Here is a 20,882-nt window from a genome sequence, read left to right as displayed (position 1 = left end):
CCGGGAGACGGCCCTCCCGGCAGGGCCCCCGCCAGGAGGAGCGCCGCCGGGAGGGCCGTCTCCCGGGGGGTTCCCTCCCGAAGGACGTGTGGTCCGAGTACGCCCGCAAGCGTGAGCACCTGGAGCGGCTCGGCATCACCGTCGTGCACCTCACCCCGCACAAGCTGCGGGACGCGGCGGAGCAGCAGGCAGCGGTGATCCGTACGGCGCTGATGGCCGCGGACGACCGCGATCCCGCCGCCTACGTCGTGGTGCTGCCCCGCTAGGGCCCGTCTCGACCGACGTCAGCCCGCGTCGGGGGCGTCGATTATGTTGCCGTCCTTGTCGAGCGTGTGGGTGCCCCAGTACACGTCCCACTTGTCGTCGACCTGCTGCGGCACCTTGCCCTCCGGATAGCGCGCGAATCCTGTCGGTGGCTCTTTTTTGTCCGACACGCAAGCGCTGCCGGTCTCGCCTACGGACAGAACGGGGTACTCGCCGCTGCTGCAGATGTCCGATGTGGACTCGAAGCCGGAACATCCGGTGAGTAACACGACTGCGGCCGCGCTCGCGAGAGCAGCAGCGGCGATACGGCCCCTTCCGGGCCGAAAGGCAGTGGCGGCTCGGCCCATTCTGCGGGGCAGGTACATGATCGTCTCCAGTCGCTCTTGGTCTGTCTGCCGCTACTCTCGCCGCCAGGGAGCTGCCGTTCCATGAGTACGCGTACTCAGCACTGCGCTCCCGGATACTCAACCCCTGTATTTTCAGCGGGATTTGGAAGGGGTCGGGTGGGCGACCCAGGTGCTCTCGGCCATGTGCCAGGCAGGTTCGGCCAGTCGCCTCTATGCCGAAGCTGTCAGTTGATTCCGAAGTCTCGACCCACCCATGCGTCCGCCCCGCCGGTCCCGCCCTTCCTGCTTCCTACGCCTTGAGCAGGAGTTCCGTGTTGCGGTCCTGGGGGGTGCCGCCGAGGTCGGTGCGGGCGCCGGGGGCGTTGTAGGACAGCTCGCGGTAGAGGGCGGCGAGGCCGGTCTGGGTGAGGTCGCCGTAATCCGTGCGGGACGGGGCCGCGGACTCGACCAGGGTGGTGAACAGGGACAGGGTGCCGTCCTTGTTGTCCACCAGCTCGATGACGCGGGCGAGTTGGGGGAAGTCGACGTGGGAGGCGGTGGAGATCTCCCAGAAGGAGCCGGCCGAACCGGTGTGCGCGGTGACCGCGTTGCGGTGGATGTGGCCGTTGACCCAGGCCACCACGTTGCGGTGGGCGCCGAGGAGTTCGACGAGTTCCTTGCCGTCGTGGCGCCGCTCGTCGGGGCGGGCCGGGTCGCGGTGCGTGTTCGTCATCGACTCGCTGGTGTGGTGGCTGAAGACGATCGCGTGGTCGCCCTTGTGGGTGCGCAGCGTCCGCTCCAGCCAGCGCAGTTGGGCCGTGCCGACGGAGCCCGCGTAGTGGCCGCCCGGGTCGGTGGTGTCGAGGCTGATGCCGATGACGTCGTCGGAGACGCGGAACGCGTAGTACTGGGTGCCCGCGTCGAGGTTGGCGGCGGAGTAGCCGTGCCCCACCGGGCCCAACCCGCGGTACGCGGGGTCCAGGTGGGCCTCGACGTACTCGGCGGGCGTGAAGGGGGCGCGCGCCTCGTCGGCGGTCACCGAACGCATGGCGCGGGCCTGCGATTTGAGGAATGCGGCGTACTGGACGCCCCGCGGGTCGGTGGCCTTCCTGATGGTCTGCTGGAGCTTCTTCGCCGCGGCCGCCCCGAGCTCCATCAGCTTCCGGCCGCCGACGGCGAGTTCGGTGAGGTACGGGTCGCCGTGGGAGGCGTAGCAGCCGAGCGGCATCGTGTCGTGGTTGCCGACGGTGGAGTACCAGGGGAGGTTGAGGCCGGGGCTGTTCACCTCGCGGACGGCCGCGGCGAGGAAGCCGTCGAGGTGCGGGAAGCCGAGCTGCTTGTCGGCGTCGCGGGTGGTGGAGTCCGGCTGCCAGTACTGGCGCAGACCGCTGTTCTGGACGCCTTCGTAGTGGCGCGGGTCCCCGCTGTTGGGGGTGATGCGGCCGCCGCTGAGCGCCGTCAGGAACCAGTCCAGTTCGGAGCGGGTGTTGTTGTCGGTGTTGTCGCCGGTGGTCATCGCGAAGTGCAGCGGGGAGCCGGTGACGGGGGCGCCGCGCAGGGCGTTGATCCGCTCGACGAGGGAGACCGCGCCGTGCACGGTGAGCGCCTCGTGCGGCCGCCAGGCGTGCACGTCGGTGGAGCGCAGGTACTCCAGGCGCAGCGGGTGCTGCGCGTCGATCACATGCAGGTCGGTGAGCTGCACGAACGCGGCGAGCGTGGTGCGGCGGCCGTCCCGGCCGGAGCGGGCGCCGGCCAGCTCGCCGCGTACCACCCGTTCCCATCCGGGCCCTTCGTCGAGGCGCCGGTAGCCGGCGGTACGGCCGCCGCGCGGTACGGACATCCCGGCCACGGTGGTGCCGCGTGTGTACGGGGCGAGCGGGGCGGCCGGCGCCTGCCGGGAGGAGGTGAGGACGGTCTCGTCCGCGCCGGCATCGGCGGCGACGGCCTGGCCGCCGCCGGAGCGCAGGGCGTATCCGGCGCCGGCGGAGAGGGCGACCGCGCCGGTGACGGCGAGGAGGGAGCGGCGGTGGAGTGCGGTGGAGTCGGCGACTGGGCGTATGCGCGGCATGGCGCTTGTCCCCCCGGGTGCGAACGCATCGGCAGTGACCGCGGGGCGTTCGCCGGGCGAACGTCCCGCTCGTACTGGATGCTTGGCAGCGGGAATGGCCTGCGTGTGAACGCGACGGCAACGCGCGACACCGATCGCCGTACGTGGATCTTGGACCACCCGGCCCGTCGGCATCCGCTTCCGCACCGGCCCGGAACCGGTCACACCGCGTTCACTTGACGGGGAACCGGACTACTCGATACCCGGATGATTCCGGCAATCAGGATGTTCGCGACTATTTACCGAAAAACCTCGGCCCTCCGCCTGTTCCACGCACCGGTTCCCGGGCCCGCGCGCCGCCGCGGCGTCGTCAGCCGCGGCGTCGTCAGCCGCGGCGTCGTCCGCCGGGGTGCCGCGAGGCCGGCGCCACCCTGCCGTGCCGCAGGCGGCGGAAGTGCGTGGCGCGGCCGATGCGCAGGCCGCGGGCCACCTGCCAGCAGACGCCCGACCGGTCGACGCCGTACGCGCGCGGGATGCGCCCGGCCTCGGCGTCGGCCGCCACGGGGCTTGCCGCCAGGGCGTCCACGGCCTCCACGCCCGGACCCGGCCGGGGGCCGTCACTCCGCGCGTTCCACCCGTCCCGTCGCCGGGCGCTCCCGCCACAGCCGCAGACCGATGTCGACCATGCGGATCCTGACCAGGTCCGGGACGGCGTCCAGGGGCTGCCAGGCGGCCAGCTCGGTGGAGCCTCCGATCTCGTTCCTCAGCCCGCCGCCGGTGATCCGCCCCTCGTAGACCAGCCGTACGGCGTGATGGTCGGCCCTGCGTCCCGGGCGGCGGGCGAAGCCGTGCCGGACGAAGACGTGCCGGGCGGAGTTCACGCCGAGCAGCCCGGTGACCTCGATGCGGTACCCGGTCTCCTCCTCGACCTCCCGCCGCACGGTGTCGTACGGATCCTCGCCGTGCTCCATGCCACCGCCCGGCAGCACCCACTCCGGCGCGCCTCCGGGCACCGGGGACCGGGCCAGCAGGAGCCGTCCGTCGCGCACCACCACGGCGTAGGCCGCCACCCTCAGGGTCTGCCGCATCCTGGGACGTTAACCCGCGGGCGTCCACGGGGCAGCCCGCACGGACGACTTGCCCGTTTCGGACCTCAACACCCCATAAAAGCATCGCGGGTTTTCCCCATACATTCATTTTGATTCCGCCAACTCTCGCCCAACACCCGCCCCTTGGGTAAGGCTCAACGATCGTCCGGGGCCGTATTCCGGACGATCGCGACCAGGGTCGATCGGCTCCGGTCGCTCCACGATGGTGCCTTTACTCACAAGGGATGCCGATGACCCATTCCTCCCCGCGCGAGTCGATATCGGGCGCCAGACGCGCGGCCCGTATCGCCCTGGCCGCCGGTCTCGTCGCCGCGCTCTCCGCGGTCGGCCCGATACCCCTGGCGGCCGCCGCCGACGCGCCGGCCGCCGTACCCGTCGACGGTGACGTCAAGTCCGCCCACGACAAGCTCGGTTCGAGTGACGCGGACCTCCTCGCCGAGGCCAAGGCCGACGGCGTCAAGAACGTCACGATGATGATCGCCACCGCCCCCGGGAAGACCGAGCAGGTCGCCGAGGAGCTGAACGCGGTGAAGGGCGGTTCGGTCGGCCGGACCCACGACAAGCTGGGCTACGTCCGCGCCACCGTCCCCACCGCCAGGGCGGACGCGGCCATCGCCGCCGCCGCCAAGCTCTCCACCGTGCACGGCATCGACCTGCGCGACGAGATCCCGCTCGACGACCCGACCCCGGCCGCGGACACCACCGCCAAGGCCGCCGGCGGCAAGGACAAGGGCACCGCCGCCTACCCGGGCCCCGACCGGCGGACCCCCGCGAAGAACCCGTACAACCCGTCCTTCGAGACGGGCGCCGTCGACTTCGTGAAGGACAACCCGAAGGCGGACGGCCGCGGCGTCACCATCGGCATCCTCGACTCGGGCGTGGACCTCGCCCACCCGGCGCTGCAGAAGACCACCACCGGCGAACGCAAGATCGTCGACTGGGTGACGGCCACCGACCCGCTCGTCGACGGCGACGAGACCTGGCGCCCGATGACCGAATCGGTGGCCGGGCCCACCTTCACCCACGACGGAAAGACCTGGACGGCGCCCTCGGGCTCGTACCGGATCAGCACGTTCAAGGAGTCGTACACCCTCGGGGGCGACGCGGGCGGCGACGCCAACTTCGACGGCGACACCACCGACGCCTGGGGCATGCTGTACGACGCCGCGGCGGGGACCGTCCGGGTCGACCTGAACGACAACCAGGACTTCTCCGACGACACCCCGATGAAGCCCTACAAGGACGGCTTCCAGATCGGGTACTTCGGCACCGACGACCCCTCCACCGAGGTCGCCGAGCGCCAGCCGTTCGTCGTGGAGATCCGCAAGGACGTGGTCCGCAACGCGGCCGGCGACAAGGCCGACTTCGTCAACATCGGTGTCATCGAGGGCTCGCACGGCTCGCACGTCGCCGGCATCACCGCCGCCCACGGCCTGTTCGGCGGGAAGATGAACGGTGCCGCGCCCGGCGCGAAGATCGTCTCCTCCCGTGCCTGCACCTGGTCCGGCGGCTGCACCAGCGTGGCGCTCACCGAGGGCATGATCGACCTCGTCACCGAGCGCGGTGTCGACATCGTCAACATGTCCATCGGCGGCCTGCCCGCGCTCAACGACGGCAACAACGCCCGCGCCGAGCTGTACACCCGCCTCATCGACACCTACGGCGTCCAGCTGGTGATCTCCGCGGGCAACTCCGGCCCCGGCGCCAACACCATCGGCGACCCGTCGCTGGCCGACAAGGTCATCTCGGTCGGCGCGTCCGTCTCCAAGGAGACCTGGGCCGCCAACTACGGCTCCGTCGTGAAGACGAAGTACGCCATGATGCCGTTCTCCTCGCGCGGTCCGCGTGAGGACGGCGGCTTCACGCCGACGCTGATCGCGCCCGGCGCGTCGATCAACACCATCCAGACCTGGGCGGCGGGCCAGCCGGTCGCCGAGGCGGGCTACGGCCTCCCGGCCGGTTACGGCATGCTCCAGGGCACCTCGATGGCGTCCCCGCAGGCCACCGGCTCCGCCGCGCTGCTGCTGTCGGCCGCGAAGCAGAAGCGGATCGACCTGACGCCCGCGAAGCTGCGCACCGCCCTGACCTCCACCGCCCAGCACGTCAAGGGCCTGCAGGCCTACGAGGAGGGCGCCGGTCTCATCGACCTCGAGGAGGCCTGGGACTCGATCCGGGACGGGGCCACCGCGCACGAGTACAGCGTGAAGGCACCGGTCGACACCGCGATCGAGCAGTTCCTGAAGACCCCCGGCTTCGGCACCGGCGTCTACGACCGCGAGGGCGGTCTGAAGGCCGGCCAGAAGAAGACGTACGACGTCACCATCACCCGTACGTCCGGTCCCGACCGCGCGATCCGGCACGAGCTCGACCTCGCGAACAACACCGACGGCGCCTTCCGCATCGTCGGCGAGGGCAAGGTCCAGCTGTCGCTGAACAAGCCGGTGACGGTCAAGATCCAGGCCGCGCCCCGGTCCGCGGGCCTCAAGAGCGCCATCCTGGAGGTCGACGACCCGCGCACCGAGGGCGTCGACCGGCAGATCCTGAGCACGGTGGTCGTCTCGGCTCCGCTGAAGCACACCTTCTCCGCCTCCGGCACGGCCCAGCGCAACGCCACCACCTCCTACTTCGTCACCGTGCCCGAGGGCGCGAAGACGCTGGAGGTCGCGCTGAGCGGTCTGAAGGCCACGAGCCAGACCCGGTTCATCGCCCTCCACCCCTACGGCGTCCCCGCCGACCCGACCTCGACGGTCAACTGCTACCCGAACTACAGCAACCCGGCCAACACCTGCCGCCCCGACCTGCGTTCGTACGTGAACCCGCAGCCCGGCGTCTGGGAGATCGAGGTCGAGTCGCGCCGCACCTCGCCGCTGCTCGACAACCCGTACAAGCTGGACGTCGCCGTGCTCGGCGCGGTCTTCGAGCCGGAGACCGTGACCGTGCCGGAGGCCAAGGTCGGTACTCCGGCCGACGTCTCCTGGAAGGTGACCAACCAGGCCGCCGCCCTGGACGGCAAGCCGGTCGGCGGCCCGCTGGGCTCCGCCAAGACGGCCCGGCCCGCCATCTCCACGGGCGTCACGCACACCACCACCGTCACGGTGCCCGAGGGCGCCACGTCGCTCGACGTCGCCATCGGCAACGTCTCCGACACCGCCGCCGACCTGGACCTGGCGGTCCACAACGCGGCGGGCACCCTCGTCGCCCAGTCCGCCGACGGCGACTCGGAGGAGTCGGTGTCCATCGCCCGCCCGGCGGCCGGCACCTACACCGTCAAGGTCGTGGGCTACTCCGTCCCGGCCGGTTCCACCGACTACGCCTACCGGGACGTGTTCTTCTCCACCACGCTCGGCGAGGTCGCGGTCGACGGCGCCACACCGGTGAGGATCGGCACCGGCGAGTCGGCCACCGTCTCCGGCACCGTCACGGCCGCCGCGGCGGCTCCCGAGGGACGTGAGTTCTTCGGCCGGGTGCAGCTGGTCAACGCGCGCGGCACGGTCGCGGGCGTGGGCAGCGTGACGATCGAGAAGGTCGTGCCGTAGCCGACGACGGCTGCCGGTACCGACTGTCTCCGACGACCGGGGGCGGGTGCCCGTACGGATCTCCGTACGGGCACCCGCCCCCTTCGTCGTCCGTGCGCCAGCCGACCGTCACTCGCAGGTCAGGGTGCGGGAGGCGGGCAGGGCGGCGGTGATGCGCGCCCGCTCGGGGGCGATGTCCTCCTCGCCGACGATCACGGCGTCCGGGACGGAGCCCTCGCGGGGCAGGCCGACCATGACCCGGTCTCCGGTGTGGAGCCGGGGCCGGTCGGTGGGCCCGGTCGGCCCGGTCGGCCCGGTCAGGAAGGTGACCTCTCCGGCCTCGTCCTGTTCCTCCGCCTGTTCCTCCGCGGAGGCGTTCTCGTCCGGGCCGGTCCCCGGCGCCGGCTTGTAGCGGCGGGTCACCTCCAGCGTGACGCGCTCCTGTCCGGTGCCCGGCACCGGCTCCACCGCCGACACCGTGCCTTCGGCGACGAGCCGGGCGCAGGCGAGGTAGTGCGGGGTGCCGAAGCCGGTACCGGCCGACCCCTTGGCGCCCGGTGCCTCGCCGGCTTCCACTGCCTTCCGGTCGGCCTCGGCCGACGACGACGTGCCGTCGCCCTGCCCGGCCTGCGTCACGAGCCATCCCGTGCCGAGGACCACCGAGGCGGCCGCCGCCGCGGCGAGCGCGCCGAGGGCGACCCGCAGGGGGCGGCGGCGCGGGCGGTGCACGGGCAGGGGCGTCACCGGCGTGAGGGGGCCGGCCGCGGGCCTGTACCCGGGCCTGTCCACGGGGGCGTCCGAAGCCCCGGCCGCCGGGGCGGCCCCCGAACCCGCGGCCTCCGCTCCCACGGCGGGTGTCTCCCCGGCTGACGGCATCTCCCTGGCTGCCAGCATCTCCCCGATCAGGCCCAGTTGCTCCCTCAGCACGGCGACGTCGGTGGCTGCCGCGTCCCGCGCGGCCATGAACGCCGGATCCCGCCGGGCGGCCGTGGGCAGCGGCTCGTCGAGGATCGCGGCCATGAGGGCGTCGACGCCGTCGTACGTGGTGTCGTACTCGGTGTCGCGAGCGTTCCCGGTGTCCTGGATGTTCTCGTCGTGGGCGGTCACGTCACACCACCTCGTCCTCGTGCAGGCGGGCGCGCAGGGCCCGTACCGCCGTGTGCAGCCTGCTCTTGACCGTGCCCTCCGGGACGCCGAGCTGCTCGGCGATCGAGCGCACCGGGAGGTCGGCGTAGAACCGCAGCACGACGACCTGGCGCTGGGCGTCGGGCAGCCCGTCCAGGCCGCGGGCGACGGCGAGGGAGAGCAGGCGGGTCTCCTCGTCGGCGGGGGGCTCGGCGGGGCGCAGCGCGGCGAGGCGTTCGCCGAGCCGCTCCTGGCGGCGTTTGGCCCGGTGCCAGTCCATGGCGAGGTTGGAGGCGACCACCGCCGCCCACGCCGAGACGTCCCGGGGCGCGTCCTGCCCGCTCGCGGCGCGTTCCAGCAGCCGCAGCCGGACCTGTTGCACCCCGTCCGGCAGGTCGGTCTGCGGCACCCCGCCGAGCGCGAGCACCGCCCGGACCCGGCGCTCCTGCGCCGCGTCCAGCGGGTCGTCCTCCGCGGCGCCGTACGCCTGCCGGCCACGCCGGATCCTTCCGCGCAGCACTGCCCACCCCCCTCACGCCGTTTCTCCTACGACGCCGACCGGAGCCGGAACGTTCGCCCCTCGCCCGAACCGGACAGAGGCGTACGTCACACCTTCGTGTGGAGGGAGTGGGCCGGGGCAGGGAACCTTGCGGCCGCCGACCCCCGAAGGGCGAATTCCTGCAGCTCAAAGGGGTGGCGACCGCAGGTCCGCGACCAGCGGCCCCGGCCCGCGCGTCCCACTGTGCGGGCAGGGGGCGCAAAGAATTGGACAGGCGGGCCGTGGTCGGCCGCATGATGGAAACGGCCCGGCCGTCGGGCAAAGGGCACATGTACGTCGCATACGTCGTATACGACGCAGGACGCAGCAGGCAGTGAGGGAGACGCCGTGAGGGTCGGAATCGTCGGAGCCACCGGTCAGGTGGGCACGGTCATGCGCAGCATCCTCAAGGAGCGGAACTTTCCGCTGACCGAGCTGCGCCTGTTCGCCTCGGCCCGCTCGGCGGGGACGGAGCTGGACGGCGTGACGGTGGAGGACGCGTCCACCGCCGACTACTCCGGCCTGGACATCGTGCTGTTCTCCGCGGGCGGCGCGACCTCGAAGGCGCTGGCCGAGAAGGTCGCCTCGCAGGGCGCGGTCGTGATCGACAACTCGTCCGCGTGGCGCAAGGACCCCGAGGTCCCGCTGGTCGTCTCCGAGGTGAACCCGGACGCGATCGCGAACCGCCCCAAGGGCATCATCGCCAACCCGAACTGCACCACCATGGCCGCGATGCCGGTGCTGCGTCCGCTGCACGACGAGGCGGGCCTGGACGCGCTGGTGGTCGCCACCTACCAGGCGGTGTCCGGCTCCGGCCTGGCGGGCGTGGCCGAGCTGCACGGCCAGACCCAGAAGGTCGTCGCCGACGCCGACCAGCTGACCCACGACGGCGGCGCGGTCGACTTCCCCGAGCCGGCCGTCTACAAGCGCCCCATCGCCTTCAACGTGCTGCCCCTCGCCGGCAGCATCGTGGACGACGGTCTGAACGAGACCGACGAGGAGCAGAAGCTGCGCAACGAGTCCCGCAAGATCCTGGACATCCCCGGTCTCAAGGTCTCCGGCACCTGCGTGCGCGTCCCGGTCTTCTCCGGGCACTCCCTGCAGATCAACGCCCGCTTCGCCCGCCCGATCAGCCCCGAGCGCGCGACCGAGCTGCTGGCCGACGCCCCCGGTGTCGTCGTCACCGACATCCCCACCCCGCTCCAGGCGGCGGGCCAGGACCCGTCCTACGTCGGCCGCATCCGCCGCGACGAGACGGTCGACAACGGCCTGGCCCTCTTCGTCTCCAACGACAACCTCCGCAAGGGCGCGGCCCTGAACACCGTGCAGATCGCGGAACTGGTGGCGGCCGAGCTGAAGCGGTAACCACGCTTCCGCTCGCTGCGAGGGGGGCTCACCCGGCCGGGGTGGGCCCCCTTCGGCATGCATGCGGCGCCACGCCCCGCCGTAACGGGCCGGGGTTCCCGCCCCCGAGAACCCCCGAACCGGGGGCGTCCCGCCTCCTCGGTGATCCCGTCTCCGCTCGCCCGGTCCCACGAACGCGCCCCTCGCTTCCTCCCTCACCCTCCCCCTCACCTCTCGCGCCGCACCTCGTAGAGGAAGCAGCCGTACTCCACCGCGCGGACGTGGACGAGGGCGACCTCCGGGTCGGCGAAGGCCTCCGTGAGGGCGGGTTCGAAGCCGTCCGGCGTCTCCACCAGCCGGCCGCCCAGGATGCGGCCGTCGGCGGAGTAGCGGCGGAGCGTGCGGTGGGCGCGGGTGAAGGGGAGGCCTTCGTCGCCCCGCGGTCCCGCGCACTCCTCGGCGTGGACGAAGACCGGCCCCTGCTCGTCGTACGCGCCCGGGTCGACGCCCGTGTCCGCCGCCCAGCGGCGCAGAGGGGCGTAGGAGAGCAGGGCGATCCGCTCGCCCTGCTCGCTGTGGCGCAGGCAGCAGCGGAGCGGGGCGCCGCCCTCGTCATCGGTGCGGGGAACCGGGGGACGGCCCGCGTCGTCCAGGGTGCGCAGTTCCTTCAGGACCGCTCCCGGGATGGGGCGAGGGGTGTGGGTCGTCATGGTCTCCAGGTTCGCGCGCGGCGGAGCGCCTCACCGGCGGTAAACGGACATCGCGTTCCGCGCCGGTGGCGTGGAAGGATGGCGAGACCGACACATGACGAGGAGATGACCGCGTGCCTGGCACAAACCTGACTCGCGAAGAGGCGCAGCAGCGGGCGAAGCTGCTGACCGTTGACTCGTACGAGATCGATCTCGACCTCTCCGGCGCGCAGGAGGGCGGCACCTACCGGTCCGTGACCACGGTGCGCTTCGACGTCTCCGCGGACGCGGACGGCGCGGAGTCGTTCATCGACCTGGTGGCTCCCACCGTGCACGAGGTGACGCTCAACGGAGACGCCCTCGACCCCGCCGAGGTCTTCGAGGACTCCCGGATCGCCCTGCCCGGACTGCTCCCCGGCCGCAACGTGCTGCGGGTGAGCGCCGACTGCGCGTACACCAACACCGGTGAGGGCCTGCACCGGTTCGTCGACCCGGTCGACGACCAGGCCTACCTGTACACCCAGTTCGAGGTGCCGGACGCCCGCCGGGTGTTCGCGAGCTTCGAGCAGCCCGACCTCAAGGCGACCTTCCGGTTCACCGTGAAGGCACCGCACGGCTGGACCGTCATCTCCAACTCCCCCACGCCCGAACCCCGGGACAACGTCTGGGAGTTCGAGCCGACGCCGCGGATCTCGACGTACATCACCGCACTGATCGTCGGCCCGTACCACTCCGTGCACAGCGTGTACGAGAAGGACGGCCAGTCGGTGCCGCTCGGCATCTACTGCCGGCCCTCGCTCGCCGAGTTCCTCGACGCGGACGCGATCTTCGACGTCACGCGGCAGGGCTTCGAGTGGTTCCAGGAGAAGTTCGACTACGCGTACCCCTTCGGGAAGTACGACCAGCTGTTCGTGCCGGAGTTCAACGCGGGCGCGATGGAGAACGCCGGCGCGGTGACCATCCGCGACCAGTACGTCTTCCGGTCGAAGGTGACGGACGCCGCCTACGAGGTGCGCGCCTCGACGATCCTGCACGAGCTGGCCCACATGTGGTTCGGCGACCTGGTCACCATGGAGTGGTGGAACGACCTGTGGCTGAACGAGTCGTTCGCCACCTACGCCGAGGCCGCCTGCCAGGCGGACGCGCCGGGCTCGAAGTGGCCGCACTCGTGGACGACGTTCGCGAACTCCATGAAGACCTGGGCGTACCGGCAGGACCAGCTGCCCTCCACGCACCCGATCATGGCCGACATCCGTGACCTGGACGACGTGCTGGTCAACTTCGACGGCATCACGTACGCCAAGGGCGCCTCGGTCCTCAAGCAGCTGGTGGCCTACGTCGGCAAGGACGCCTTCTTCAGCGGCGTGCAGGCCTACTTCAAGCGCCACGCGTACGGCAACACGCGCCTGTCCGACCTGCTGGGCGCCCTGGAGGAGACCTCCGGCCGCGACCTGAGCACCTGGTCGAAGAAGTGGCTGGAGACCGCCGGCATCAACGTGCTGCGCCCGGAGATCGAGACCGACGGCGCGGACGGCACGGGGACCATCACCTCCTTCGCCATCCGCCAGGAGGCGCCCGCGCTGCCCACCGGCGCCAAGGGCGAGTCGACCCTGCGCCCGCACCGGATCGCGGTCGGCCTGTACGACCTGGACGAGGCGAGCGGCAAGCTGGTGCGCGTGGACCGGGTCGAGCTGGACGTCGACGGCGAGCTGACCGCCGTACCGCAGCTCGTCGGCAAGGCCCGCCCGGCCGTCGTGCTGCTCAACGACGACGACCTGTCGTACGCCAAGGTGCGGCTGGACGAGCGGTCGCTGGCCTTCGTCACCGAGCACCTGGGCGACTTCGAGGCCTCCCTGCCGCGCGCCCTGTGCTGGGCGTCGGCCTGGGACATGACCCGGGACGCCGAACTGGCCACCCGCGACTACCTCTCGCTGGTGCTGTCGGGCATCGGCAAGGAGTCGGACATCGGCGTCGTGCAGTCGCTGCACCGCCAGGTGAAACTGGCGATCGACCTGTACTCCGCCCCGAACACCCGCGAGGCGCTGCTCACCCGCTGGACGGAGGCCACGCTGGCCCACCTGCGGGCCGCCGAGGCGGGCAGCGACCACCAGCTGGCGTGGGCCCGCGCCTTCGCCGCGACGGCGAGGACGCCGGAGCAGCTGGACCTCCTGGACAGCCTGCTGGAGGGCACGCAGACGATCGAGGGCCTGGCCGTCGACACGGAGCTGCGCTGGACGTTCGTGGAGCGGCTGGCGGCGGTGGGCCGGTACGACGAGACCGAGATCGCGGGCGAGTACGAGCGCGACAAGACCGCCGCGGGCGAGCGTCACGCGGCGACCGCGCGGGCCGCCCGGCCGACCGAGGAGGCCAAGGCGGAGGCGTGGGCGTCGGTCGTGGAGTCCGACAAGCTGCCGAACGCGCTCCAGGAAGCGGTCATCGCCGGCTTCGTCCAGACCGACCAGCGCGAGCTGCTGGTTCCGTACACGGACCGGTACTTCGAGGCGGTGGCCGACGTGTGGGAGTCCCGCTCGCACGAGATGGCCCAGCAGATCGCGGTCGGCCTCTACCCGGCGATCCAGGTCTCCGAGGAGACCCTGGAGAAGACGGACGCCTGGCTGGCCTCCGCCGAGCCGAACGCGGCCCTGCGCCGCCTCGTCTCGGAGTCCCGCGCAGGCGTGGAACGCGCCCTGCGGGCACAGACGGCGGACACGGCGGCCGAGGGGGCGTAGCCCGCAGGCGTGTGCACATCAGGGGCGCCCGGTGCCGTCACCGCATCGGGCGCCCCTGGCGTTCCTGTCGTTCCTGTCGACGTCAGCGGAAGCAGCGGGAGGACGACGCGTGAGCCCAGCAGCTGCTCGGTCGGGGTGACGTCACCTCTCGGGGTCAGCTCAGCCGGGTGGTGGCGTACACCTCGATAGCGTCCCGCTGGTACGCGGCCAGGCCCGGTGCGATCGCCTCGTACGCGGCGCGCCAGGCGTCGTTGTCCACACAGGAGCGTCCGATGGCGCGGTACTCCTCGGCGGACACGGCCCGCAGGTGGGTCAGGGCCCGGTACTGGGCGTCGATCTCGGCCCGCACGGGCTCGGCGTCGGCCGGGTGACCGGCGGCCATCAGCTCGGCCAGCCGGATCATCTGCGCCGTGCGCTCGCGCTGCCCGGCCTCGACATCCTCCGGAGTCATCGCGGCGGCCCTGCGGCCGACCTCCTCGGCGTGCTCGGGGAAGTCACGCAGGCTCTCCTCGTACTGGGAGGGCCGGACGCCCTCAAACAGGTTCTGCGGTCGATTGATGGCGGTCATGGTCCTGCCGTCCTTCCTGGACTGCTCCAGTTCGGTGATCGTGCGGGAGACCGTGCCGGCCAGGGCGTCGAGCCGGTCCCGCTCGGTGAGCAGCCGTCGGTGGTGGCCACGCAGGGCTTCCACCTCGTCGATCCGCTCGGCCAGGATCCGGCCGATCTCGGGAAGCCCCACACCCAGCGCCCGCAGTACGAGGATCTGCTGCAGCCGCAGCAGCTGGCGCTCCTCGTAGTAGCGGTGGCCATTGGTCCCGATCCGGGCGGGCGGCAGCAGGCCGATCTCGTCGTAGTGCCGCAGGGTCCGGGCGGTCACGCCCGACATCCGGGCGACCTCCGCGATCGGCCAGTCCATCGCCGTCTCCCTCACAAACCCGTCACCGGGCGGTCTCTCCGGCCCTGCTCAGGACGGTAGAAGCTGCCGCAGCGACAACTGCAACCCCAGAGCCGGACTCCCCCTGTCCCGGCCTCGCGACCACGCTCACCGAGCGCCGGGCGAGTGCATGCCGGACTGGCTCGTCCACTCCTCCTTCCCGTCCCTCCTCACCCACCTCTGCTTCCCACCGTGCCTGAGCGTGGACCGGGTCTCGGCCAGAGTCCCCACCAGAAGCAGTACCAAGTCGAGACCATCCCCGCGGGTGCGGGGAGCAGACCCTCGCCTGGCACGCCCTGTGCCCCCAGGGCGGACCATCCCCGCGGGTGCGGGGAGCAGAACCGCCTGGACCGCATGGAACGGGCCACCCTGGGACCATCCCCGCGGGTGCGGGGAGCAGTGGGTGGCGGTCCGGTGGCAGCGCATCCCGTTGGGACCATCCCCGCGGGTGCGGGGAGCAGAGTTGCCCGTGCAGCGGTTCGCCGACGGCGGCGGGACCATCCCCGCGGGTGCGGGGAGCAGCGACGACGGTTGGACGACGCGTTGGGCTGGTTGGGACCATCCCCGCGGGTGCGGGGAGCAGTCGTGCAGTCCGGGCACAAGTCCGTGCACGTAGGGACCATCCCCGCGGGTGCGGGGAGCAGCCCCCGGCCGGGCAGGGCGACGACGGGCCGCTGGGACCATCCCCGCGGGTGCGGGGAGCAGTGTTTCCCGGTCGCCCACCGGCTCCAGGTGTCTGGACCATCCCCGCGGGTGCGGGGAGCAGACTGCGTGACCTGGGGTTTTATCGTGGCGAGGGCGTGGTTTCACACACTTTCACGGAAACCGGCAAGTAAGACATTTAACCTTTTTCACCTCGCCCCGCGTGCCTGGGCTGATCTCAACGTAAAAGATCAATTCTATGTGCTGGCCGGAACGGCCGCGGCATTACGACTCAGTAGCGTGCGCCACGTCCCCTCCTCCTCACCCGCTGGTGTGACTACACGGTCCACTGGGATGAGGCGGCGACGCCGGTCAAGAACAGAGCAAGCAGACTGCCTGTCGTTCTGGCTCAGATGCGGTTCTGAAGCTGTTCGATCTCGATGGCAAGGGTTCCGAGGGTTTCCTTCTCGGGTGGGTAGATGGTGCGGATGTTGACCAACTGCTCGTCGCGGGTGGCGGTCGGGTTGATGTTGGTGGCGCCCTCGCCGTCGAGCAGGGTCTCGAAGTCGGGGTACTCGGTGACCCGCTTGACCTTGACCTCGTAGGTCTCGTCGGTGCCCTTGATGCGGAAGCGGATGATGTCGCCGACGGTGAGGTCGGCGAGGTGCGGGTATTTCACCCGTACCTCGATGGTCTTGTCGCCCGCGGTGACGAGGTCAAAGTACTGGCGGTAGAGATTGAGTTCGCGGATGCGGGCAGTGGTGTCGGTCATGGGGCGGGAACGCTCCTGGGGGCTGGGGCGGTCATCATGCGGTTGATCTCGGCGGCCGAGTAAGAGCGGAAGAAGTGTCGGGGGTCGGACAGCAAGGTATCCGCCATGGCCAGCAGTTGCTCGGCGTACTCCGCGACAGTGCCGGGCCACTGACGGGTGTCGAGCATCCAGTCGGCGGCGTTGGCGGACATGGGAGCGTGGCCTTCGCGAATCAGTGACTTGGACAGCTTGGCGCCCGTGTCGGTGACGACCTGGGGGCAGAACAGACGGGCCGGGAGCTGGCTGCGGGTGAGGCCGACGGCTTGGAGGGCTTCGTCGACCAGGTGAGAACCGAAGACCCAGTCACCGCCCTTGACCATGATGTGCAGCGTGCCACGGGGGCTGGAAAGGGCAAGTTCTTTGACGAGGTTGCGGTACAGGGTGGACAGGTCGAGGTAAGCGCCTTCGGTCGGTGTGATGGCGGCTTGGTAGGCGCCGTGGTGAAGGCAGACGGCGGTCACGTGAGCGGTTTCGCGGTCGGTGAGGCGGACATGCGTGCGCTCGGCGTGTTTCTCGGCCCAGCCGCAGTTGGGGCGCGGGCAGGGGACACGCAGGTGTGGGGTGCCGGTGGAGGGGGCGAGCCACCAGCGGGCGGTGTCGAGGCGGGGCAGAAGCCGTAACCATGTGTGGCGGAAGTGCTGGCCGGCCTGCTGCTGGCTGTAGGTCTCGACCCGGTGCGGAATGTCCAAACGCTGGGAGAGCGCGGCGAACAGGGGTTGATAGAGGGTGGCGACGAGGTCGGTCAGGGCCTCGTCGCCGAGGGCTTGGACGTATGCGCGCTGGTAGCGGTGACCACTGACCGGGTCGGTGGCCAACTCGTAAGGGGCGTTGTCGAGGGCGCCGAACAGGACTTCGGTGGGGATGCCGAAGCGGTCGCGCAGGCGCGAGGCCATGGCGAAGGCCAGGGACTGCACGAGCGAGGTGCCGATGTGCGGAGCGCCGTTGATCTGGGTGCCGACGACCAGCACGATCCGCTCCGGCGGAGTGGCCAGGATGCGTGGGGTCAGTACGTCCTCGGCGTGGTGGAGGGCGTTGGCCAGGACGGTGTTCGGTGAGACGGGGTGGATCGTCACGGGATATCCCCCTGGGGTGGGTCGGGGCTCACTCGGACAAGGTGGCGCGGGTTGGGGTGGTTTCCAGCTATGTGGTGGCGGCCAGGGAAGAGATCAACCCTGCAGACGGCGTGAAGGGCTCGGTGCGGGCCGGCCGTCAGCCCGTGGGCACTACCCGTGGTGGAAGGCAGCCCAGACGCACTTGCCGGGGCCATGACGTTCCTGCACACCCCAGTGGTCTGCGAAGGCGGATACCAGGAGCAGGCCACGGCCGTCGTCGGCTGTACTCCGGGCCTCCCGCTTGGTGGGTGTGCCGTTGCCGCCGTCGTGTACCTCGACGCGCAGCATGTCGGTGTGCAGTTCGACGCGTACGAGGACCTGTCCGCCCACAGGGGCGCCATGCAGGACTGCGTTGGTGACCAGTTCGGAGGTGCACAGCCGGATGTCGTCGAGGCGGTCGGTCCGACCCCACTGGGTAAGGGCCTCCGCGACAAAGGAGCGGGCAGCGCCCGGGGTGGTCCGGCGCCGGTAGAAGAGCATCGTTTCGTACTTGACGACGCCGTCGAGATCTTGGCCCGGTGCGAGTGTGTTCGGCTCGTCGGGCAATGTACTGGGCATGGCCAATAGCCAACCGTTGTCGCTCGTTCGGGTCGGGAGCCACCATGGGTGCCATGCCGGGGGCCACTATGGGGGCCAGGATTCGGCGTGCTCTGGGGGAGAGGGATGGGCGACACGAGGATCGGCGCGTTGCTCAGTCGGCTGCGCACCGCGCGTGGTTGGACCCAGCAGCGGGTAGCCGACGAGTACAACCTCCTGGAGGGAAGGGCAACCAAGACCGGTAAGGAGATTGGGCGTTACGAGCGCGAGGCGCGCATCCCTGTCCCGTACACACGCAAGTACCTGGCGCGGGTGTTCGGCGTCGATGTCGAGACGCTCGACCGAGCTGTGGCGGTCAGCAAGAGCTTCCGAGGCGAGGGGAACAACGTCCCGGAGTGCTTGCCGGAGCGGCCAAAGCTGCCTGTCGTGCCTTCGCGCCCCGGCGTTGGTGCTGTATCGGCGGACGCGTTGACGTCAGCCGACTTCGCCCGATTCATCGCGCAGCGCAACGCCGACGAGTTTGTCGTCGAGCAGTTGGAGGCCGATGTCGCCCGGTTCGCCCGCGCCTACGTCAGCCATCCGCTGTTGGAGCTGTACGTCGAGATCAAGCGGTTGCGAGACGGGGCGTTCGAGCTGCTGCGCGGGCGTCAGCATCCCCGGCAGACCGCTGACCTGTACGTCGCGGCATCACGGTTGTGCGGCTTGTCCGCGCACGTCTGCCTGGATCTGGGGGACTACGACTCCGCGGCCACACATGCTCGTACTGCCCGGGCGTGCGCCGAGGCGGCCGGGCATGAAGGGATGCTGGCCTGGGTGAGGGCCGTGGAGTCCCTGATCGCTTACTGGACCGGGCGGTACGGGCAGGCGGCGCGGCTGGCTCAGGCCGGCCGCCACCACCGGGCTTGCGGCAGTATCGGAGCCCGGCTGGCGAGTCTGGAGGCACGGGCGCTGGCCATAGTGGGAGACCGGGTGGGCGCGGTGGCCGCCCTGGCCGACGCAGAGCGCTCCCGTGAGGCGATGTCCGGTGATGATGAGGTGCCAGGCATTTTCGCCTTCCCGACTGCCAAGCAGTTTGCGTATGCCGGGACGACCAACCTGGCCCTGGACGGGCGAGAACACATCCAGCAAGCCATCGTCAGCGCGGACACCGCGATTCGGCTCTACCGCAGTGCCGAGGACGACGATCAGTCGGTCGGGGACCTGTTCGCCGCCCATGTCGATCTCGCACGCGGCCATCTCCTCGTGGGCGAGTTGGACGGCACCGAGGCGATACTCGGATTCGTCCTCGACGCCCCGCCGGAACGCCTGTCGGCCAGCATCGTTCGCCGGCTCACCGCTCTGGGCCGGGAGCTGAGTGGACCGCAGTACGGTGGAGCCGTGCAGGCCGCACATCTTCGCGAACGACTCCAGTACATGGCAGCCCTTGTGGCTTCCCCCGCACTCACCGCCTCGAAGGTGTGGGTGGTACCCCCAGTCAATTCCTCGGAGCCGCCGACATGACCGAACTGTCCGCCGCACACGAAGCCGCCGTCACCGACCGGGACCGTCTCGCTGGAAGCGCCTACAACACCGACCGGGACCTGGCCGCACGCCAGTCGCTCTACCAGTGGCAGATGCCCCGTTACGACCTGCCCGGCATCGTCGCCGAGCAGCTCAGGGGTTTTCACGGGCGCGTGGTCGATGTCGGCTGCGGCAATGGCAAGTTCCTCCAGCGGCTCCGCGAGGACCGGCCCGACCTCGCCCTGTTCGGCATGGACATCGCCCCCGGCATCCTCGCCGGTGTCCCGGGCCCGGTCGCCGTGGCGGATGCTACCCGCCTGCCGTTGGCCACAGCGAGCGTCGACGCAGCCCTGGCGCTGCACATGCTGTACCACGTCCCGGACATCCCCCAGGCGGTGCGGGAACTGTCCCGCGTCGTCGTGAGTGACGGTCTGGTGATCACCTCCACCAACAGCGACCGGGACAAGACCGAACTTGATGACCTGTGGCAACGAGCTGCAGGCGATGTCCTTGGCACCGGACGCGGCCCGGACCGTATCTCACTCAGCGCCCGCTTCACGCTGGAGAAGGCCCCGGCCTTCCTGGGGGAGGAGTTCGGTCGCGTGGAGACGATCGAACTGCCCGGCACCATCACGGTCCACGATCCCGACCCGGTCATCGCGCACATGACCTCCTATCAGGCGTGGGCAGACCAGCACGATGTGCCCTTCGAGGCAACGATCGAGCGGGCCCGCAGAATCCTTGTCGATCACATCGCCCAGCTCGGGGCCTTTGAGGTCACGTGCCTGGGTGGCATCCTCATCTGCCAGCGCTGAGGGGCGCCCGCCCGTATCCGCAGGGACCATCCCCCGCGGGTGCAGGGAGCAGTGGTAGTCCCGGCCAGCCTGGAGGTCCTCGGTAGGACCATCCCCGCGGGTGCGGGGAGCAGGTCATCGACCCTGCGTGCGGTGCCGGCGTGATGGGACCATCCCCGCGGGTACGGGGAGCAGATCTCGCGTACCGCCGAACACCTCGGGTTGACTGGGCCATCCCCGCGGGTGCGGGGAGCAGCAGGTCGGCCTTCTCGGCTCGGGCCTGGTCCCGGGGCCATCCCCGCGGGTGCGGGGAGCAGGTGCTGCGCCTCGTTGCCGAGCACGCGGAGACGGGGCCATCCCCGCGGGTGCGGGGAGCAGGAGACGATGCCGTCCCAGGCGGGCTTGATCGCGGGGCCATCCCCGCGGGTGCGGGGAGCAGGGTTCGGGCCGGCCGGTGCCGTTGTAGGCGAGGGGACCATCCCCGCGGGTGCGGGGAGCAGACGGTCAGCTTTCCGGGGATGGGGGCGGTGCCGGGACCATCCCCGCGGGTGCGGGGAGCAGGACGTTCTCAGCCTCGAACGTGGCGAGCCACCGGGACCATCCCCGCGGGTGCGGGGAGCAGCCGCGCTGCCTCGCAGTAGTTGCGGACGTCCTCGGGACCATCCCCGCGGGTGCGGGGAGCAGAGGGGGGTTTGCCATTCCATATCTTCCCAACAGGGACCATCCCCGCGGGTGCGGGGAGCAGGTCGAGCCGCTCCCGCTCGAGCTGCTCCGCGTGGGACCATCCCCGCGGGTGCGGGGAGCAGGCCCATTCCACGTGTGGAAGACCCCGGCAAGTGGGACCATCCCCGCGGGTGCGGGGAGCA

Annotated in this window: 16 protein-coding genes, 1 pseudogene and 2 CRISPR repeat arrays; of the genes and pseudogenes, 6 read left to right on the top strand and 11 right to left on the bottom strand. The window is 70.9% G+C overall.

The window, feature by feature from the left end:
* Window positions 1-266, top strand: a pseudogene (locus AOK11_RS05375) (hypothetical protein); the annotation flags it as partial.
* Window positions 267-284: 18 nt separating this feature from the next.
* On the opposite strand, the gene AOK11_RS05370 reads toward AOK11_RS05375, so the two are convergent.
* The 4 genes from AOK11_RS05370 to AOK11_RS05355 all read right to left on the bottom strand — a co-directional run bounded on the left by AOK11_RS05370 (window position 285) and on the right by AOK11_RS05355 (window position 3,725).
* Window positions 285-611: an SCO0607 family lipoprotein gene (locus tag AOK11_RS05370; RefSeq protein ID WP_206188781.1), complete on the bottom strand. Its 327-nt coding sequence runs from the start codon at window positions 609-611 to the stop codon at window positions 285-287.
* A gap of 289 nt (window positions 612-900) precedes the next feature.
* Entirely contained in the window at window positions 901-2,658 is a 1,758-nt protein-coding gene (locus AOK11_RS05365; protein WP_055592470.1) for a TIGR03767 family metallophosphoesterase, read from the bottom strand.
* 364 nt (window positions 2,659-3,022) lie between these two features.
* On the bottom strand, window positions 3,023-3,232 hold the full coding sequence (locus AOK11_RS05360) for a hypothetical protein (protein ID WP_055592469.1): 210 nt from the start codon (window positions 3,230-3,232) through the stop codon (window positions 3,023-3,025).
* A 22-nt stretch (window positions 3,233-3,254) separates the two neighbouring features.
* The gene (locus AOK11_RS05355; protein ID WP_206188780.1) at window positions 3,255-3,725 is read right to left on the bottom strand and encodes an NUDIX hydrolase; all 471 of its coding nucleotides are present in this window, start codon (window positions 3,723-3,725) and stop codon (window positions 3,255-3,257) included.
* A gap of 251 nt (window positions 3,726-3,976) precedes the next feature.
* Here AOK11_RS05355 and AOK11_RS05350 point away from each other — a divergent pair, with 251 nt between their 5' ends.
* Complete coding sequence (locus tag AOK11_RS05350) at window positions 3,977-7,282, top strand: S8 family serine peptidase (protein ID WP_055592468.1); 3,306 nt, start codon at window positions 3,977-3,979, stop codon at window positions 7,280-7,282.
* Window positions 7,283-7,390: 108 nt separating this feature from the next.
* On the opposite strand, the gene AOK11_RS05345 is transcribed toward AOK11_RS05350, so the two are convergent.
* Together AOK11_RS05345 and AOK11_RS05340 are read right to left on the bottom strand one after the other, a co-directional pair.
* A complete protein-coding gene (locus AOK11_RS05345; RefSeq protein ID WP_055592467.1) occupies window positions 7,391-8,368 on the bottom strand; it encodes a hypothetical protein in 978 nt (325 codons plus the stop codon).
* Window position 8,369: 1 nt separating this feature from the next.
* Window positions 8,370-8,906: an RNA polymerase sigma factor gene (locus AOK11_RS05340; RefSeq protein WP_055592466.1), complete on the bottom strand. Its 537-nt coding sequence runs from the start codon at window positions 8,904-8,906 to the stop codon at window positions 8,370-8,372.
* A gap of 366 nt (window positions 8,907-9,272) precedes the next feature.
* On the opposite strand from AOK11_RS05340, the gene AOK11_RS05335 reads away from it, so the two are divergent.
* Complete coding sequence (locus AOK11_RS05335; protein ID WP_055592465.1) at window positions 9,273-10,289, top strand: aspartate-semialdehyde dehydrogenase; 1,017 nt, start codon at window positions 9,273-9,275, stop codon at window positions 10,287-10,289.
* A 206-nt stretch (window positions 10,290-10,495) separates the two neighbouring features.
* Here the strand turns inward: AOK11_RS05335 and AOK11_RS05330 are convergent, their stop codons facing one another.
* Entirely contained in the window at window positions 10,496-10,978 is a 483-nt protein-coding gene (locus AOK11_RS05330) for a DUF1203 domain-containing protein (protein ID WP_055592464.1), read from the bottom strand.
* 113 nt (window positions 10,979-11,091) lie between these two features.
* On the opposite strand from AOK11_RS05330, the gene pepN reads away from it, so the two are divergent.
* Window positions 11,092-13,686, top strand: coding sequence for an aminopeptidase N (pepN, locus tag AOK11_RS05325; RefSeq protein ID WP_055592463.1), 2,595 nt, complete (start codon window positions 11,092-11,094; stop codon window positions 13,684-13,686).
* A gap of 154 nt (window positions 13,687-13,840) precedes the next feature.
* On the opposite strand, the gene AOK11_RS05320 is transcribed toward pepN, so the two are convergent.
* From AOK11_RS05320 to AOK11_RS05305, 4 genes are all read right to left on the bottom strand, one after another.
* Window positions 13,841-14,602, bottom strand: a complete 762-nt coding sequence (locus AOK11_RS05320; RefSeq protein WP_055592462.1) for a MerR family transcriptional regulator — start codon at window positions 14,600-14,602, stop codon at window positions 13,841-13,843.
* A 267-nt stretch (window positions 14,603-14,869) separates the two neighbouring features.
* Window positions 14,870-15,386: direct repeats of the CRISPR family, unit length 29 nt; unit sequence GGGACCATCCCCGCGGGTGCGGGGAGCAG.
* 285 nt (window positions 15,387-15,671) lie between these two features.
* Window positions 15,672-16,034: an ASCH domain-containing protein gene (locus tag AOK11_RS05315; RefSeq protein WP_055592461.1), complete on the bottom strand. Its 363-nt coding sequence runs from the start codon at window positions 16,032-16,034 to the stop codon at window positions 15,672-15,674.
* Window positions 16,031-17,146 carry a hypothetical protein gene (locus tag AOK11_RS05310; protein WP_055592460.1) on the bottom strand — a complete coding sequence of 372 codons (1,116 nt, stop codon included), beginning with the start codon at window positions 17,144-17,146 and terminating at the stop codon, window positions 16,031-16,033. Before AOK11_RS05310 ends, AOK11_RS05315 begins: the two co-directional genes overlap by 4 nt.
* A gap of 150 nt (window positions 17,147-17,296) precedes the next feature.
* Window positions 17,297-17,743 (bottom strand): ATP-binding protein, encoded by a 447-nt coding sequence (locus tag AOK11_RS05305; RefSeq protein WP_055592459.1) that lies wholly within the window; start codon window positions 17,741-17,743, stop codon window positions 17,297-17,299.
* 105 nt (window positions 17,744-17,848) lie between these two features.
* Here AOK11_RS05305 and AOK11_RS05300 point away from each other — a divergent pair, with 105 nt between their 5' ends.
* Together AOK11_RS05300 and AOK11_RS05295 are read left to right on the top strand one after the other, a co-directional pair.
* Window positions 17,849-19,222 (top strand): helix-turn-helix transcriptional regulator, encoded by a 1,374-nt coding sequence (locus AOK11_RS05300; protein WP_055592458.1) that lies wholly within the window; start codon window positions 17,849-17,851, stop codon window positions 19,220-19,222.
* Complete coding sequence (locus AOK11_RS05295; RefSeq protein WP_055592457.1) at window positions 19,219-20,037, top strand: class I SAM-dependent methyltransferase; 819 nt, start codon at window positions 19,219-19,221, stop codon at window positions 20,035-20,037. Before AOK11_RS05300 ends, AOK11_RS05295 begins: the two co-directional genes overlap by 4 nt.
* Before the next feature lie 84 nt (window positions 20,038-20,121).
* Window positions 20,122-20,822: direct repeats of the CRISPR family, unit length 29 nt; unit sequence GGGACCATCCCCGCGGGTGCGGGGAGCAG.
* Between the last annotated feature and the right edge of the window lie 60 nt (window positions 20,823-20,882).

Source organism: Streptomyces hirsutus, from assembly GCF_001418415.1.
Classification (GTDB): Bacteria; Actinomycetota; Actinomycetes; order Streptomycetales; family Streptomycetaceae; genus Streptomyces; species Streptomyces hirsutus.
Note: the sequence above shows the minus strand (reverse complement) of the source record. Positions and strands in the feature narration are given on the sequence as shown.